We start from the raw sequence: 16,408 nt of genomic DNA on the forward strand, positions 1-16,408 counted from the left end.
GGCTCCTGTGACCAATGACCCGCTGGCTCCGCTGCTGGAGCTGTCCGGCGTGGCCATGGCCTGCGAGCAGGCGCGTGACGCGCTGGGCCGGGCGCACCGGCACCCGGCCAACCTGCGGGACTGGCCGGTGACCGCGGCCGAGGCGGCGTTGCGGGCGGCGCGGGCCTCGGCCGTGCTCGATGGCGGCGTGCTCAGGCTGGACGTCTCCGCGGCCGGCGACCCGATATTCGCCGGCGCGCTGCGAGTGGCGCAGGCCCTGGAAGGTGGACAGACCAGCCTGGTCGGGGTGTGGCAGCGGGCGCCGATGCAGGCGCTGGCCCGGCTGCACATGCTCGCGGCCGCCGGTCAGGTCGACGCGGACCAGCTGGGCCGGCCCCGGGTGGACGCCGACGTCGCGCCGCGTCTTGAGCTGCTCGCGGATCTGGTCAGCGGCGGCACCCGGGCCCCGGCGCCGGTGGTGGCGGCGGTCGCGCACGGCGAGCTGTTGACGCTGGGCCCGTTCGGCAGCGCCGACGGTGTGGTCGCCAGGGCGGTGTCGCGGCTGGTGACAGTTGCCACCGGATTGGACCCGCATGGGCTGGGTGTGCCCGAGGTGTATTGGATGCGCCGCGGCGCCGACTATCGCGACGCCGCCAACGGCTTCGCGACCGGCACGGCGGAAGGCGTCAGGGCCTGGGTGCTGTTGTGCTGCCGCGCGTTGCAGGCCGGTGCGCGCGAGGCGGTGTCGATCGCCGACGCCGTGGCGCGTGGTTAGCCGAGCCGATCGGGAATAAGCCCTACACACATGTGAAGCGGGCGGCGATCCGAATGGTCTCGGCGCGCCGCCCGCTAGCACGGAACTCGGTTACCAAGCGTGCAACTTCGGGTTGCGTGGGTTGGCCTCGGCGATCTTGCGAAGTGTCCGGCTGCGACCCCACCCAAAGGGCCGTCGAAACCGTCCGATCTTCGCAATTACGCAGGCCCGCAACACTTCTGCCATTATCGCGGCTGTAGCTCCGCGTGGGTGCCGGTATCCGTGCTGGGCCGCCCGGATCGGGAGACCGATTCTTCTCTTCCGAATCGACCTTGGCCTCACCGGGCTTCCGTGACTCCTTTGTACTACGTGACCCCAATCACATCAAGACTTAAATGTGGCGCGAGGGCCTCAAGCGGTCCGGCCGATGTTTGCTGACGGTCAGAACGCGAAGCGGCGCAGCAGCGAATAGGTGAGGGCTCCCGCGGCCAGCGCACTGACACCCAGCGCGGCCGTCGTGGCGACCGCTGCGCTCGACGGCGCCGGAATGCGGTCTCGCAACGACACCGGCCGGGAAAACATCAGCACCGGCCAGCCCCTGGCGCTTGCGACCTTGCGCAGCGCTCGATCGGGGTTGACCACACTCGGATGGCCAACCGCCTCCAGCATCGGCAAGTCGGTGATCGAGTCGGAGTAGGCGTAGCAGTGGTCCAGCTCGTACCCTTCCCGGGCGGCCAGCTGCCGGATCGCCTCGACCTTGCCCTCGCCGTAGCAGTAGAACGCGATCTCGCCGGTGTATTTGCCGTCCTTGACCACCATCTTGGTCGCCATCGCGTGGGTGGCGCCCACCGCCCGGGCGATCGGTGCCACCAGCTCCTCGCCGGAGGCCGACACCACCACCACATCGCGGCCGCACAGCTTGTGGCCCGCGATGAGATCGGCCGCTTCGGCGAACACCAGCGGAGTGACGATGTCGTGCAAGGTCTCGTTGACGATCGACTTGACCTGCTCGACATCCCAGCCGCTGCACATGTTGGTCAGGTGGAGGCGCATCCGGTTCATCTGGTCATGGTCGGCACCCGACAGCAGGTAGAGGAACTGGGCGTAACTGGACTTGAGCACCGTGCGCCGATTGATCAGCCCCTGGTCGAAGAAGGGTTTACTGAACGCCAGCGTGCTGGACTTGGCGATGATGGTCTTGTCGAGGTCGAAAAACGCGGCGGTGCGGGGTTGCCGGTCGGGTTGCGCGGGCGGCGGCGGCGAAGTTTGCTGCGGCGCGGCCGAATTGGCGACGGTCACCGGCTCAGCATAGGGCGATGCCCGCACACGGGGTGAGGCTGTGGATAAAAGACCGGCTCAGGGTGGGTCGGGGCGGCGTGCCCGTCGATGATTTCGGATTCGCAATCACCGAGGTGTCCTGCTTCCTGTTGCAAGCAGCACTTGCGCGTGCGGGCACTGTCGCGTGTATAGTAACCAGTACTCGGCCTGTGCCGAGGTGTATCAGCCCGACCCCCCGGGGCTGATACACGACGACCCTCGCCTCCTCCCCCCCTGGCGGGGGTCGTCCCTTTTCGAAAGCTCTGGTGAGCGTTGCGGAATCACCTTTCCCACGGCCGGTGGTGAGCTCGTGGCCGAGTTGTCCACAGACCGGCCGCTATCCACAAAATCTGCGGTAGGGCTGGTGGTTTAGCGCAGCGGCCCGGCACGGTGGGGACGTGGCCTCCACCCGCAGCCGAATCGGCCCGACCGGCAGTGTCGGGGTGTTGGCGCTGCTCGATGAACCGCTTTTGCGCGACGAGCTCGACCGGGCGGCGGCCGCGGTCGGGGTGCGGGTGGTCCGCACCAGCGACTCGGCGGCAGCGAGTCGGAAAACCTGGTCGGCCGCTGCCGCTGTGGTTCTCGACGCGGCGGCGGCCGCCCGATGCGGGCAGCAGGCACTGCCACGGCGCTCCCACGTGGTCGTGGTGTGCGGCACCGAACCCGACGCGTCCACCTGGGCGGCCGCCGTTGCCGTCGGTGCCCAACATGTTCTGGTGCTGCCCGCGCAAGAGCGCGAGCTCGTCCGTGAGCTCGCCGATGCCGCGGAGTCGATGTATGACCAGCGGCTGCGCGGCGGGGTGATTGCGGTGATCGGCGGGCGTGGCGGAGCCGGCGCATCGGTGTTTGCGGCCGCGTTAGCGCAGGCCGCCGGTGACACGCTGTTGGTCGATCTCGACCCCTGGGGTGGTGGCATCGACCTGGTGCTGGGTTGCGAAACTGCGCCTGGATTGCGCTGGCCGGATCTCGCGGTGCGGGGCGGGCGGCTCGACTGGTCGGCGCTGCGCGAGGCGCTGCCGCGACACCGCGGGGTGAGCGTCCTCTCAGCCGCCCGCAACAGCCACGAGTTCGAACCCGCGCCGGTGGAGGCCGTCGTCGACGCCGGGCGCCGCGGCGGGGTCACCGTGGTCTGTGATGTTGCGCGCCGGCTGAGCGATGCGTGCGAAACCGCTTTGCAGTCAGCTGATCTGGTTGTGCTGGTCAGTCCATGCGATGTGCGGGCATGTGCGGCTACCGCGACGATCGCACCGGTGCTGTGCACGATCAATCCCAACGTGGGTCTCGTCGTGCGCGGTCCGTCGCCGGGCGGGCTGCGCGCCGCGGAAATCGCTGCTGTCGCCGCCGTGCCGTTGTTGGCGTCGATGAGAGCCGATCCGCGAATCGCGGAGCGACTCGAACATGGCGGGCTGCGGTTGCCGCGGCGATCCGCCTTGGCGGGCGCGGCCCGCCGCGTCCTCGCCGTGCTACCGAGCCGACCGGCGGAGTCAGAAAGCGGGGCAGCGTGAGCGGTTCCCTGATCGACCGGGTGCGTGAGCGGCTCGCCGCCGAGTCCGGGCCACTGCGGCCGAATGTGGTGGCTGCCGCGATCCGGGCGGAATCCGGCGGGGTGCTCGGCGATACCGAAGTGCTGTCCAACTTGCGGGTGCTGCAGACCGAGCTCAGCGGCGCCGGCATCCTCGAGCCGCTGCTGTGCGCCGAGGGTACCACCGACGTCCTGGTCACCGCTCCTGATGCGGTCTGGGTTGACGACGGAAACGGCTTGCGGCGCAGTGAAATCCGGTTTGCCGATGACGCGGCGGTGCGGCGGCTGGCGCAGCGGTTGGCGCTGGCCGCCGGCCGCCGTCTCGACGACGCCCAACCCTGGGTGGACGGCCAGCTGACCGGTTTGGGGGCCGGGCGGTTCGCGGTGCGGCTGCACGCGGTCCTGCCGCCCATCGCCGCCGGCGGCACTTGCCTGTCGTTGCGGGTACTGCGCCCGGCCACCCAGGATCTGGCGGTGTTGACCGCGGCTGGCGCGATCGCGCCGCAGGCTGCCCAACTGCTCGCCGACATCCTCGCCGCCCGGCTGGCGTTTCTGGTGTCGGGCGGCACCGGCGCGGGGAAGACGACTCTGCTGGCAGCGATGCTGGGCGCGGTGGCGCCCGGCGAGCGGATCGTCTGCGTCGAAGATGCCGCCGAGCTGGCACCCCCGCATCCGCATCTGGTCAAGCTGGTAGCGCGCTGCGCCAACGTCGAAGGCGTGGGCGAAGTGACGGTGCGCCAACTGGTGCGGCAGGCCCTGCGCATGCGCCCGGACCGCATCGTGGTCGGCGAGGTCAGGGGCGGCGAGGTGGTGGATCTGCTGGCGGCGCTGAACACCGGCCACGACGGGGGCGCCGGCACGGTCCACGCCAACAGCCCCGGCGAAGTCCCGGCCCGGCTGGAAGCGTTGGCCGCCCTGGGCGGCCTCGACCGGGCCGCGCTGCATAGTCAGCTCGCCGCAGCGGTCCAAGTGCTGTTGCACGTCGCCCGCGACCGCGCCGGCCGTCGCAGGCTTGCCGAGATCGCCGTGTTACGCCAAAGCGACTGTGGGCGAGTCGATGTCGTCACGGCATGGCACGCGATGCGCGGGCTGACCGATGCTGCAGGCGATCTGCGCCGGCTGCTGGACGCCAGGATGTCGACGTGACCGGTCCAGCGGCGGCCGCGTTGATGCTCTCGCTCGCGGTTGCGGTGTTGCCGTCGTCGCCGCGGCGGCGACTCGCGTCGGGCAGCCGGCCGGGTCGGCAGTCATGTCGAAGACGCGCCTGGTGGGTCGCCGGATGTGCCGCGGCGGTGACGGCTGTGTTGCTGCCAGCGACAACGGCTCTCGCCACTGCCGTGGTCGGGGCCACCGTCGTGCTGCGCTACCGTCGCCACCGGCATGCCCGGCTCGGTGTGGACGAGAGCCGGTCGCTGGAAGCCGCGGTCGATGTCCTGGTCGGCGAATTGCGCGCGGGCGCTCATCCGGTACAGGCATTCTCGGTTGCTGCCGCCGAAACCGGCGGCACCGTCGCCGAGCGCTTTCACGCGGTCGCCGCACGTGCGCGGCTCGGCGCCGACGTCGCCGCCGGTCTGCGCGGCGCGGCCCAGTCTTCGGCGATGCCGACGCATTGGGATCGGCTCGCGGTGTGCTGGCAGCTAGCTGCCGAGCACGGCCTGGCGATGTCTACGCTAATGCGCGCGGCGCAGCGTGATATTGCTGAGCGACAACGGTTTTCGGCACAGGTGAGAGCGCGGATGGCGGGAGCACGCGCGACCGCGGCGATACTGGCGGGCCTGCCGGTGTTGGGTGTGCTGCTGGGCCAGTTGATCGGGGCGCAACCATTGCGGTTCTTGCTGGACGGCCATGCCGGCGGCTGGCTGCTGGTGGCCGGAACCGTGCTGATGTGTGGCGGGCTGCTGTGGTCGGACCGGATCACCGATCGGGTGGCGCCGTGAGCGCCGCGGCGGTGTTGTTGGCGCTGGCGCTGCTGGCCGCCGCCGGTCCGTCGGTCGTGCGGGCGCGGGCCGGGTTGTCGTGCCGCGCGGATCGCCCGCGGCGGGCAACCGCGCGCGCGGCGGACCCGCTTGCGGTCGCGTCCAGCCTGGACGTGTTCGCGGTCTGCCTGGCGGCCGGCATGGCTGTGCCGACCGCGGCCGCCGCGACCGCCGCATCGGCACCCCCGCGGTTGGCCTGCCTGCTTCGCCGGGCCGCCGACCTGCTGAGGCTCGGCGCCGATCCGGCTGCCGCCTGGTCGGCGCCGCCGGATCTGTCGGGCGCACTTGACAACCACACCCAAGCGTTGTTGCGGCTGGCGCGGCGATCGGCGAGTTCGGGTGCTGCCCTCGCCGACGGGGTCGCTGAACTCGCCGCGCAATCCCGTCACGACGCCGCGCACGCCGCCGAGGCGACCGCCGAGCGCGCCGCGGTGCTGATTGCCAGTCCGTTGGGCCTGTGTTTTCTGCCGGCATTTGTCTGTCTGGGAATCGTTCCGGTGGTGGTTGGGCTTGCCGGCGACGTGCTGCGGTCGGGTGTGCTGTGAGGCGTCGACACATCGGAGTGGAGAAGGGAGAGAAACATGTACAAGGGCAGCGTATTTCGCGCATTGCACGCGCGCCTGGCGCTTTTGGTGGTCGACGAGTCGGGCATGTCCACGGTCGAGTACGCCATTGGGACCATTGCGGCCGCGGCGTTCGGGGCGATCCTCTACACGGTCGTTACCGGCGATTCCATCGTGAGTGCGTTGACCAACATCATCGCCCGGGCCCTCAACACCAAGACCTAGCCGACGATGCCGGCGCCAGCACCGTGGAGGCGGCCTTGGCGATCGCTGCACTGGTCGCGGTGCTGGTGGTGTGCGTTGCCGGTGTCATGGCGATGTCGATGCAGGTGCGTTGCGTCGACGCCGCGCGGGAGGCGGCTCGACTGGCGGCGCGCGGCGACGAGCGCGCGGTCGACACGGCTCGGCGCATCGCGCCACGCTCAGCGCACGTGCAGGTGCGCCGAGACGGCGAGCTCGTCGTCGCAACCGTCACCGCACGATCGCATTTGTTGCCTGCGTTGGTCATCGGGGCCGAGGGGATTTCGGCGGCCGAGCCGCGGTGAGGACGGTTCGGCCACGGTGCTGGCCGCGGCAATGATTGCCGTCCTGCTGTGCGTCGCCGGGGCCGGGGTGTACCTCGGCTCGGTCGTGGTGGCCCGCCACCGCGCACAGGCGGCCGCCGACCTGGCTGCGCTTGCTGCAGCCGCACGCGTGCCGGCCGGCGCCGAGGCGGCCTGCGCCCGGGCCGGGCTGGTGGCCAGGCGGATGCGGGCCCGCGACATCGAATGCGAGCTGCAGGGGCTCGATGTCGTCGTCACGGTCGAGGCGGCGGTGGCCGGAGGGGGGTCGGCCAGGGCGGCGGCCCGTGCGGGGCCCATCGGCACGGCCAGGTGAACGTCGTGGTGGTCTCAGCCGGTGTGGTTGCCGGAGGGAGACAATCCCGCTTCGGCCAACTCGTTGTCGGTTGGCACTCGCAGCGAGATCAGTCCGGCGAACGTCTTGTCTTCGACTTCGATCCGGTTGACGGTCACATGCAGCGGCGTCCAGGTTCCGTCATGACCCGGCAGGCGCAATACCCGCGCCGTGGCACCGTGAGCGAATTCCGTTGTCATGGAAGCCATCAGCTGTTCGTCGTCGGGATGCACCCGCGGCGAGCGGGCGGTGCTGCGCCAATCGTAGAAGGGGCACGGCTCGTCGAGCCATTTGAGCAGCGACCAGTTTTTGAGATCGAACAGGGCGCGATGCACTCCCGGCTGTGCGAGCCCCTGCACGATCTGTTGCGCCAGGCGGTCGCCGGAGCCGGCCGTGCACTCGGGCTCGGCGCGCCAGTTCATGGCCCGCGCGATCAGGTGGTCGCAGCCGTCCGCCCCGGGCTCGATGGCGCTGCGCGCGACGAACCCCACCCGTATCGGGTTGCCCCGCCAGTCGGTGACGTCCCAGGTGCCGCACAGGGTTTGCCCGGGCTGTGCCTTGATCGCCAGGGCGAGCACTTTGCTTTCGCTGGGGTTGAGCTCTCGCGTGGGCAGGTCGTCGGCGAACGATCTGCCGTGGGTGGGCTCGACGTCGGGATTTTTGCCGCTGTTGGCCAGCGACTCGCGGGTGCCGGTGGCCACCCCGATGGTCAGATCCCATTTCAGCGGGCCGGGGACTGCTCGCTCGGGTGGCCGGTCAACGGCCGCTCCGCACCAGACGTGGACACCATGGATGCGACCGTCGGACATCACCACCGGTTCGGTGCGGACGACCCGGTCGCTCGTGGGTGTGGTGGCCACCAGGCTCGCCCGGGTTCGCATCGACTCGGCAATCGCCATGCGGATGGCCGCGAGATGCGGGTTGCGCCGCAAGAAGGCGGTGATCGGCACAAGGTTGCGGGGCTGCGTTCCCTGCGCCACCACGACGGGTTCTTTGCCCAGCGTCTCCACCAGCAGCCAGTCATGGCCCATAGCAGCGACTTTACGTCGGCCAACATCGGTATCGGCCACATTGAGCTTGTCTACATTCGTTTTCTGCGCGGCGGCTTTCGCCGACGAGTTGCGTTCATTGCCCCGGGCGGGTATTTTGCTGCTGCGCCCGAAGCCGTCGGGGTTGGGAACGGATCGCGTTGTCCGACCGTTCGTCGCGCCGTGTCGCCGATTCGGCACGTCCGCATCTGATCAGCCAAGCGTTTGGCGGCGGTACCGCCATGCCACGGAAGTCGCCCGTCGAGGGGTCGGTCGTCATCCGTCGGTCAATGCGGTGACCACCAACCGCAGCACGGCGACCGCACCCGCCTTGTCCAGCGGCTGGTTGCCGCTGCCGCATTTCGGTGACTGCACACACGACGGGCAGCCACTCGGGCATTCGCACGCCTCTATCGCCGCAGCCGTCGCGCTCAGCCAGGTGCTCGCCTGACGAAAGCCGCGTTCGGCGAAGCCGGCTCCGCCCGGATAGCCGTCGTAGACGAAGACACTGGGCAGCCGGGCAAACGGGTCGGGGCCCACCGCGGCCGACAGCCCGCCGATGTCGCCCCGGTCGCAGCTGGCCACCAGCGGCAGCAGCCCGATCGCCGCGTGCTCGGCCGCATGCAGTGCCCCCGGGATTCGCGGCCCGTCGATGCCGTTGCGCTGCAAGGCTTCTGGGGTGATTGTATACATGACTGCGGTCGTGGGCAGGGTGTGTGCGGGCATGTCGAGGTCGACGAAGTCGAGCACTTCACCGTCGAGCCGGCGGCGCAGATAACCGATGACCCGGTTGGTGACGGTCACCGGGACCAAGCCCAGCGTCACCGGCCCGAAAACCATGCGCTCGCCTTCGCCGGTGACCGCGATGTCGGTGACTTCCCGCGCGAACGTGGCATATCCGGGGTCTTCGGCGTGGACGAACGCCATGCCGTCCTCGGCGTCGAGTGCATCCACGACGTAACTCTCACCCTGGTGCAGGTACACCGCTCCGGGGTGCACAGCGGCCGGGGCTTGGCTGGCGCCGACGGTGCCCAACAGCCGCCCGGTGTCCGCCTCCACGATGACGACCTGGCCGTCGGTGGACCCTCGGATGTCGACCGCGGCATGCGGGTCCAGGCCCGGCGCGGGGAAGTACTTGCCGTCGCGGCGCCGCAGCAGGCCGTCGTCGACCAGCCTGTTGGCCACGTCTTCAGCACGCAACGCCCGAACTTCATCGTCGCTGAGTGTCAATTCACTTGCCGCACAAAGCAATTGTGGACCGAGAAGATATGGGTTGGCCGGATCGATCACGACCCGCTCGATGGGCTTGTCCAGCAACGCCGCCGGATGGTGCACCAGGTAGGTGTCCAGCGGATCGTCGCGGGCGATCAGCACGATCAGGGCACCCGCACCGCGGCGCCCGGAGCGTCCGGCCTGCTGCCAGAACGAGGCCACCGTGCCCGGGAAGCCGGCGATCACCACGGCATCCAGACCCGCGATGTCGATGCCCAACTCGAGGGCATTGGTGGTGGCCAGACCGCGCAGCCGGCCGTCGGCCAGGGCATGCTCCAGCGCGCTGCGCTCCTCGGCGAGATAACCCGCCCGGTAGGACGCCACCTTGTCGGCCAACTCCGGCGCGATGTCGTGCAGCCGGGACCGGGCGGCCAGCGCGGTCAGTTCTGCACCGCGCCGCGAACGCACAAATGTCAGCGTGCGCGCGCCCCGGGCGACCAGATCCGCCATGAGCCGTGCTGCCTCGGCACCGGCGGAGCGGCGTACCGGGGCGCCGTTCTCACCGGTCACCTCGGGGCGCAACGCGGGTTCCCACAGCGCAACCGTGCGCGCCCCCCGGGGGGAACCGTCGTCGGTGATCTCCTCGACCGGTTGGCCGATGAGCTCGGTGGCCGTCGCGCCCGGCGAAGCCGTCGTCGCACTGGCGAAGATGAACGTCGGCCGCCGGTCGCGATGAGCGGTGTAGCGAGCACACAGCCGCAGCAGGCGACGCAAAACCATCGCCACGTTAGAGCCGAAAACGCCGCGGTAGTGGTGGCATTCGTCAACCACCACGAAACGCAGGCCGCGCAGAAACACCGCCCAGCGGGCATGGTTGCGCAGTATCGACAGATGAACCATGTCCGGATTGGAAAACAGCCACCGAGAGCGCTCCCGCGCGAAGCGGCGCACCTCGGCGGGGCTGTCGCCGTCGTAGGCGGTGGGCGCCACGTCGGCCAGTAGCGGGGTCGCCGCGGTCAGCGCGTGCGCGGTGCGCAGCTGGTCATGGCCGAGCGCTTTGGTCGGTGACAGATACAGCGCTCGTGCGCGTGGGTCCGCCGCGAGCGTGTTGAGGATGGGCAGCTGGTAGGCCAGCGATTTGCCTGAGGCGGTGCCCGTGCTGACGACCACATGACGGCCCGCGTGGGCCAGTTCCGCGGCGCGATACTGGTGCGACCACGGTGAGCTGATGCCGTAATCGGTGAACGCGCGAATCACCTCCGGTCGCGCCCAGCTAGGCCAGCTGTGCGGCTGGCCGCCCTGCGGCGCCAGGTCGGCGACATGGCGCAACGGATGCTCGCCCGGCCCGGCCGCGGCGACCGCGGCGGCGAGCAACTCGCTGCCGAATGTCACGTGTGCCTCCTCGCCCTGGCCATCAACCGCATTGTTCACCAGCTGATTGGGCGAATTGAGCACCACAAGCTGTCGCTCAAGCCGGGAACGTGATTGACTTATGGCGGCCGCAGCTTCTGTGTTCGTGTCAAACTTTCGCAGGATCTCTCGTTGCGGCCGCGGTTCCTGCGAGGGTGTAGGTCGGGTGAAGTTCCGAGCGACTCCGCGAGGTATGGCGGTCACAGCAGGCCCGGGCACCGGAAACACGGTGTACCGCACCCAGAAGAGAAGGAAAGATCGAAAAATGCCACAGGGAACTGTGAAGTGGTTCAACGCGGAGAAGGGATTCGGCTTCATCGCCCCCGAGGACGGTTCGGCCGACGTGTTCGTCCACTACACGGAAATCCAGGGAACGGGCTTCCGCACGCTTGAGGAGAATCAGCGAGTCGAGTTCGAGGTCGGTCAAAGCCCCAAGGGGCCGCAGGCTACCGACGTCCGTTCCATCTGAGCGAAAGCTCCTGGCGAAATCCCCGCGTGGTCCCGGTTACCGGGTCCGCCGGGGATTTTCGTTATGCCTGCGCAGCGCGAATCGGTGCCGGGCGTGACTTACTGTCGGTGACGTGAGCCAGCTGTCGTTTTTCTCGGCGGAGTCGGTGCCGCCCGCGGTCGCCGACCTCACCGGGGTGCTGGCGGCGCCCGGGCAGATCGTAATCGTCGGTGCCGGCGCGCGGCTATCGGTCGTGGTTGAGCAGCCGTGGCGTGCCGCGGCGCTGGCAGCGATGATCGACGACGCCGGCTTGGTGCCGGAGATCACCCGCACCGACGAAGACACCCCGCTGGTGCGCACGGCCGTCGATCCCCGGCTTCGGGCGGTCGCCGCTGAGTGGACCCGCGGGGCGGTCAAGACCGTGCCACCGCAGTGGCTGCCGGGCCCGCGGGAACTGCGGGCCTGGACGCTGGCGGCCGGATGCCCGGACGCCGACCGCTACCTGCTCGGGCTCGACCCGCACGCGCCCGACACCCATTCACCGCTGGCCTCGGCGCTGATGCGGGTGGGGATCGCACCCACGCTCATCGGCACCCGCGGCAGCCGGCCGGCGTTGCGGATCAGCGGCCGACGACGGCTATCGCGCCTGGTAGAAAACGTCGGGGAACCGCCCGCCGACCCGCAGGCGTTGTCGCAGTGGCCTCGCGTTTAGCCGCCAACCACCGCACCGGTCCCGGAGAGTCGGTTTGCGTCGGCTGGCCGCGGGTGCCACATTGTCAGTTGTCCACAGGGTTGACCGAGGGTCTTTGGACAGCGGCCCGATGGCTGCTCCCGGGGTACCGAGGACAGAGATGGAGCGTAAGCACAGTTGGCTAACGGCGGCCGCAGCACCGGCAGAAATGGCAGCGCGCGGCGACTCGTCATCGTGGAGTCGCCGACCAAAGCGCGCAAATTAGCCGGCTACCTGGGCTCCGACTACATCGTCGAGTCCTCCCGGGGTCACATCCGCGACCTGCCACGAAACGCCGCAGACGTGCCCGCCAAGTACAAGTCTGAACCGTGGGCCCGGCTCGGTGTGGACGTCGACCACAACTTCGAACCGCTCTACATCATCAGCCCCGACAAGAAAAGCACCGTCAACGAGCTCAAAGCCCGGCTCAAAGACGCCGACGAGCTGTATCTGGCCACCGACGGCGACCGCGAAGGTGAGGCCATCGCCTGGCACCTGCTGGAAACGCTCAAGCCGCGCATACCGGTCAAACGGATGGTGTTCCACGAGATCACCGAACCGGCGATCCGCGCCGCCGCCGAGCATCCCCGCGATTTGGACAACGACCTGGTCGACGCCCAAGAGACCCGCCGCATCCTGGACCGGCTATACGGCTACGAGGTCAGCCCGGTGCTCTGGAAGAAGGTCGCGCCCAAGCTTTCGGCGGGCCGGGTGCAGTCGGTGGCCACCCGCATCATCGTGCAGCGCGAACGTGAGCGGATGGCGTTCCGCAGCGCCGAGTACTGGGACGTGGTCGCCGAGCTGGACGCCAGCGCCTCCGATCCCAAGGCGAGCCCACCCACCTTCACGGCCCGGCTGACCAGCGTCGACGGCCTGCGGGTGGCCACCGGGCGCGATTTCGACGCGCTGGGCGGCCTGCGCGCGGACCGGCAGGTCTCCGGCCTCATCGTGCTCGACGAGGCCGGTGCCACCGCGATCGCCGAGGGATTGCGTGGCGCGCGGCTGACCGTGGCGTCCGCCGAGGAAAAGCCCTACACCCGGCGGCCGTACGCGCCGTTCATGACCTCGACGCTGCAGCAGGAGGCCGGCCGTAAGCTGCGGTTCTCCGCGGAACGGACGATGAGCGTCGCGCAGCGGCTCTACGAGAACGGCTACATCACCTACATGCGCACCGACTCCACCACGCTGTCGGAGTCGGCGATCAACGCCGCCCGCACCCAAGCGCGCCAGCTCTACGGCGAGGAGTACGTGTCGCCGTCGCCGCGGCAGTACACCCGCAAGGTGAAGAACGCCCAGGAGGCGCACGAAGCGATCAGGCCGGCCGGTGAGACGTTCGCCACTCCCGACGCGGTGCGCCGCGAACTCGACGGTGACGACTTTCGCCTCTACGAGCTGATCTGGCAGCGCACGGTGGCCTCCCAGATGGCCGACGCGCGCGGCACCACGCTGAGCCTGCGGATCACCGGTATGTCCGGCGACCGGCAGGTGGTGTTCGCCGCGAGCGGGCGCACCATCACCTTCCCCGGGTTTCTCAAGGCCTATGTGGAAACCGTCGACGAGCTGGCCGGCGGTGAGGCCGACGACGCCGAGCGACGCCTGCCGCACCTGAGGGAGGGGCAGCGGCTCGACGCCGCCGAAGTGGTCCCGGATCAGCACTCCACCAACCCGCCGCCGCGCTACACGGAGGCCTCGCTGGTCCGGGCGCTCGAAGAGCTGGGCATCGGGCGGCCGTCGACGTATTCGTCGATCATCAAGACCATCCAGGACCGCGGCTATGTGTACAAGAAGGGCAGCGCCCTGGTCCCGTCGTGGGTGGCGTTCGCGGTCACCGGGCTTTTGGAACAGCATTTCGGCCGGCTCGTCGACTACGAATTCACGGCGGCGATGGAAGACGGTCTCGACGAGATCGCCGCCGGCCATGAGCACCGCACGAACTGGCTTTCCAAATTCTACTTCGGCGGCGACTATGGTGTACCGGGTTCGGTGGCGCGTTCGGGCGGCTTGAAGAAGCTGGTCGGCGTCAACCTGGAAGGCATCGATGCGCGAGAAGTCAACTCCATCAAGTTGTTTGACGACGCCGAAGGACGCCCCATCTATGTGCGGGTGGGCAAGAACGGGCCCTATCTGGAACGCATGGTGGCCGGGGACGACGGCGAGCCGACGCCTCAGCGGGCCAACCTTAACGACACCCTGGCGCCCGACGAGCTGACATTGGAGGTGGCCGAGGAGCTTTTCGCCACCCCCCAGGAGGGTCGTGTGCTGGGGAACGATCCCGAGACCGGCTACCAGATCGTGGCCAAAGACGGCCGATACGGGCCCTATGTCACCGAGATTCTGCCCGAGGAGCCCGACGGTGACGGCGTTACCGCCAAGAAGGGCAGAAAACCCGGTGGTCCCAAACCCCGTACCGCGTCGTTGCTGCGCAGCATGGATCTGCAGACCGTCACCCTCGATGACGCACTGAAACTGCTGTCGCTGCCCCGCGTCGTCGGTGTCGACCCCGAGACGGGTGAGGAGATCACCGCACAGAACGGCCGCTACGGGCCATACCTCAAGCGGGGCAACGATTCTCGATCGCTTGCGAGTGAAGACCAGATTTTCACGATCACGTTGGACGAAGCTTTGAAAATCTACGCGGAGCCCAAACGCCGTGGCCGCCAAGGCGCCTCGGCGCCGCCGCTGCGTGAACTGGGAATCGACCCGGCCTCGGGCAGGCAGATGCTGGTCAAGGACGGCCGGTTCGGACCCTATGTCACCGACGGGGAGACCAACGCCAGTCTGCGCAAGGGCGACGACGTGTTGTCCATCACCGACGAGCGCGCCGCCGAATTGCTAGCCGACCGCCGGGCCCGCGGGCCGGCCAAGCGGACGGCCAGAAAGACAACCCGCAAGGCGGCGGCGAAGAAGCGGGCCTAGCTACTCACCTCGCTGGAAACCTGTTCGGGCGCAGCCAGGTTCAGCGGTCTGGCCAGCTGGGTGGGGGCGGTTCGCCCGCGCAGTTCAACGACTTCGCCGACCTCCCAGCACAACGCTTCGGCGTCGATCGCGCCGCTGACCGCGACCGCGGAAGCCAGCACGTGGCCCTCTTCGAGCTTGGCCAGCTCGGTGAGCCGGGCGGCCTCGTTGACCGGGTCGCCGATCACAGTGTATTCGAAGCGGGCCTGCGCGCCGATGTGGCCGGCGATCGCGCGGCCGGCCGAGACCCCGATCCCGAACTCCAGCGAACCCAGCACCGGCAGCAGCGCGTCGTGCAGTTCGCGCGCTGCCGCCAGCGCGCCACCGGAAGCGTCGGGGTGCTCGATAGGCGCGCCGAAGATCGCCAGCGCGGCATCGCCCTGGAATTTGTTGACGAAACCGCCATGGCGGCCAACGGTTTCCACGATCACCCGGAAGAATTCGTTGAGCAGGTTCACGACCTCGGCGGGCGGACGGGTCGCCGCCAGCTGGGTAGAGCCGACCATGTCGACGAACAGCACGGCGACGTCGCGTTCCTGCCCGCCCAGTTCGGTGCCGCGCTCCAGGGCGCGGCGGGCGACGTCTTCGCCGACATAGCGGCCGAAGAGGTCGCGCAGCCGTTGCCGCTCGGCCAGGTCGCGCACCATGTCGTTGAAACCGGCCTGTAGCAGGCCAAGTTCGCTGGCGTCGTAGATCTGCATGTGCGCGTTGTAGTTTCCGCGCTGCACCTCGCCGAGCGCCCAGCGCAGCTGGCGCAGCGGGTCGGCGATCGACATGGCCACCAGCAGTGTGCTGGCCAGCCCGATGACCAATGCCAGCAGTGCCATCAGCAGGATCGGGTTGAGCAGCTTTTCGGGTGGCCCGTGCAGGAACGCCGCCTTGTCGGCCATCACGGCGAGCACGATGGCCAGCAGCGGCACCCCGGTCGACAGCGCCCAGGTCAGCAATTGCCGCAGGATGACACCGGGTGCCCGCACATTCTCGGGCACACCACCGCGCAGGGCGGCCACCGCCACCGGGCGCAGGACCCGTTCGGCCTGCAGGTAGCCGATGATCGCGGTCGCGGCGGCGCCCAGGGCGACGGCGACGCCCACCACCGGTCCTAGGTGGCTGGTTTTTCGCCAACTGGCGACGATGAACACCACACCGCCCACGCACCAGTAGCACAGGCTGATCAGCACGCGGTAGAACGGCATCCGCAACGCGCGGATGCGGGCGAGCTCGGTGGCAGCCGGGTCGCTGTCGGCCAGCAGGCCGTCGCGGCGCTGCCAGCGAAAGACCGGCACCAGCAGCCGCACGCTCACCGAGAACCCGGTCGCGACGAGCACGACGAGCGTGATCGCGAAGAGCGCCAGGTTGGTCCGAGGCAGATCCTGCAACTCGACGCGGTCCTCGGGCGGCAGGCCGTAGCGCAGGAAGCCGAGCACCAGCAGCGCGCCGATGATGTCGGCCTGAAATATGCTCAGCGAGAACACCGGCCACGGCGTGCGCACCAGCCAGCGGACGAACGCGCTGGTTCGTCCGCTCAGTGCCACTGCGGTGTTCACGGACCCACCGTATCCGGCTGCCGGCACTTAGCGGCAACCAAAAAGCAGGTTGAGCCGCGGCTGGTGTCGGCGG

At 69.2% G+C, this 16,408-nt stretch carries 15 protein-coding genes; 11 read left to right on the forward strand and 4 right to left on the reverse strand.

What is annotated here, in order from left to right:
• Nucleotides 1–7: 7 nt before the first annotated feature.
• Nucleotides 8–754, forward strand: a complete 747-nt coding sequence (locus MHEC_RS01650; protein WP_071700312.1) for an oxidoreductase — start codon at nucleotides 8–10, stop codon at nucleotides 752–754.
• Between the two features lie 420 nt (nucleotides 755–1,174).
• Here the strand turns inward: MHEC_RS01650 and MHEC_RS01655 are convergent, their stop codons facing one another.
• Nucleotides 1,175–2,032 carry an HAD-IB family hydrolase gene (locus MHEC_RS01655; RefSeq protein WP_048891487.1) on the reverse strand — a complete coding sequence of 286 codons (858 nt, stop codon included), beginning with the start codon at nucleotides 2,030–2,032 and terminating at the stop codon, nucleotides 1,175–1,177.
• Nucleotides 2,033–2,502: 470 nt separating this feature from the next.
• Between MHEC_RS01655 and ssd the strand changes: the two genes are divergently transcribed.
• From ssd to MHEC_RS01690, 7 genes are read left to right on the forward strand one after another with little or no spacing between them, the layout of a single operon-like run.
• Nucleotides 2,503–3,555, forward strand: coding sequence for a septum site-determining protein Ssd (ssd, locus tag MHEC_RS01660; protein WP_048891518.1), 1,053 nt, complete (start codon nucleotides 2,503–2,505; stop codon nucleotides 3,553–3,555).
• Nucleotides 3,552–4,718, forward strand: coding sequence for a TadA family conjugal transfer-associated ATPase (locus tag MHEC_RS01665; RefSeq protein WP_048891488.1), 1,167 nt, complete (start codon nucleotides 3,552–3,554; stop codon nucleotides 4,716–4,718). The genes ssd and MHEC_RS01665 overlap by 4 nt, the downstream gene beginning before the upstream one ends.
• Nucleotides 4,715–5,509: a type II secretion system F family protein gene (locus MHEC_RS01670; RefSeq protein WP_048891489.1), complete on the forward strand. Its 795-nt coding sequence runs from the start codon at nucleotides 4,715–4,717 to the stop codon at nucleotides 5,507–5,509. The genes MHEC_RS01665 and MHEC_RS01670 overlap by 4 nt, the downstream gene beginning before the upstream one ends.
• Nucleotides 5,506–6,093, forward strand: coding sequence for a type II secretion system F family protein (locus tag MHEC_RS01675; RefSeq protein WP_200902180.1), 588 nt, complete (start codon nucleotides 5,506–5,508; stop codon nucleotides 6,091–6,093). Before MHEC_RS01670 ends, MHEC_RS01675 begins: the two co-directional genes overlap by 4 nt.
• 36 nt (nucleotides 6,094–6,129) lie before the next feature.
• Nucleotides 6,130–6,336, forward strand: coding sequence for a DUF4244 domain-containing protein (locus MHEC_RS01680; protein ID WP_048891490.1), 207 nt, complete (start codon nucleotides 6,130–6,132; stop codon nucleotides 6,334–6,336).
• Between the two features lie 23 nt (nucleotides 6,337–6,359).
• A complete protein-coding gene (locus MHEC_RS01685) occupies nucleotides 6,360–6,656 on the forward strand; it encodes a TadE family type IV pilus minor pilin (protein ID WP_048891491.1) in 297 nt (98 codons plus the stop codon).
• Nucleotides 6,657–6,672: 16 nt separating this feature from the next.
• Nucleotides 6,673–6,987, forward strand: a complete 315-nt coding sequence (locus MHEC_RS01690) for an Rv3654c family TadE-like protein (RefSeq protein WP_099869454.1) — start codon at nucleotides 6,673–6,675, stop codon at nucleotides 6,985–6,987.
• Nucleotides 6,988–7,001: 14 nt separating this feature from the next.
• Here MHEC_RS01690 and MHEC_RS01695 read toward each other — a convergent pair whose 3' ends face one another.
• Nucleotides 7,002–8,036 carry a PAS domain-containing protein gene (locus MHEC_RS01695; protein WP_071700310.1) on the reverse strand — a complete coding sequence of 345 codons (1,035 nt, stop codon included), beginning with the start codon at nucleotides 8,034–8,036 and terminating at the stop codon, nucleotides 7,002–7,004.
• Between the two features lie 273 nt (nucleotides 8,037–8,309).
• Nucleotides 8,310–10,637: a DEAD/DEAH box helicase gene (locus tag MHEC_RS01700; protein WP_071700317.1), complete on the reverse strand. Its 2,328-nt coding sequence runs from the start codon at nucleotides 10,635–10,637 to the stop codon at nucleotides 8,310–8,312.
• Nucleotides 10,638–10,920: 283 nt separating this feature from the next.
• On the opposite strand from MHEC_RS01700, the gene MHEC_RS01705 reads away from it, so the two are divergent.
• The 3 genes from MHEC_RS01705 to topA all read left to right on the forward strand — a co-directional run bounded on the left by MHEC_RS01705 (nucleotide 10,921) and on the right by topA (nucleotide 14,749).
• Nucleotides 10,921–11,124 carry a cold-shock protein gene (locus tag MHEC_RS01705; protein ID WP_003921638.1) on the forward strand — a complete coding sequence of 68 codons (204 nt, stop codon included), beginning with the start codon at nucleotides 10,921–10,923 and terminating at the stop codon, nucleotides 11,122–11,124.
• Between the two features lie 112 nt (nucleotides 11,125–11,236).
• On the forward strand, nucleotides 11,237–11,815 hold the full coding sequence (locus MHEC_RS01710; RefSeq protein WP_048891492.1) for a hypothetical protein: 579 nt from the start codon (nucleotides 11,237–11,239) through the stop codon (nucleotides 11,813–11,815).
• A 156-nt stretch (nucleotides 11,816–11,971) separates the two neighbouring features.
• A complete protein-coding gene (topA, locus tag MHEC_RS01715) occupies nucleotides 11,972–14,749 on the forward strand; it encodes a type I DNA topoisomerase (protein ID WP_071700308.1) in 2,778 nt (925 codons plus the stop codon).
• On the opposite strand, the gene MHEC_RS01720 is transcribed toward topA, so the two are convergent.
• On the reverse strand, nucleotides 14,746–16,362 hold the full coding sequence (locus MHEC_RS01720; RefSeq protein WP_235434794.1) for an adenylate/guanylate cyclase domain-containing protein: 1,617 nt from the start codon (nucleotides 16,360–16,362) through the stop codon (nucleotides 14,746–14,748). The genes topA and MHEC_RS01720 overlap by 4 nt on opposite strands.
• Between the last annotated feature and the right edge of the window lie 46 nt (nucleotides 16,363–16,408).

This window comes from Mycobacterium heckeshornense (genome assembly GCF_016592155.1).
In the GTDB taxonomy this organism is placed as follows: Bacteria; Actinomycetota; Actinomycetes; order Mycobacteriales; family Mycobacteriaceae; genus Mycobacterium; species Mycobacterium heckeshornense.

Excerpts from the sequence above, each read along its gene's own strand:
- MHEC_RS01680 (WP_048891490.1), top strand. The coding sequence starts at position 6,130 with ATGTACAAGGGCAGCGTATTTCGCGCATTGCACGCGCGCCTGGCGCTT.
- MHEC_RS01695 (WP_071700310.1), bottom strand. The coding sequence starts at position 8,036 with ATGGGCCATGACTGGCTGCTGGTGGAGACGCTGGGCAAAGAACCCGTC.
- MHEC_RS01705 (WP_003921638.1), top strand. The coding sequence starts at position 10,921 with ATGCCACAGGGAACTGTGAAGTGGTTCAACGCGGAGAAGGGATTCGGC.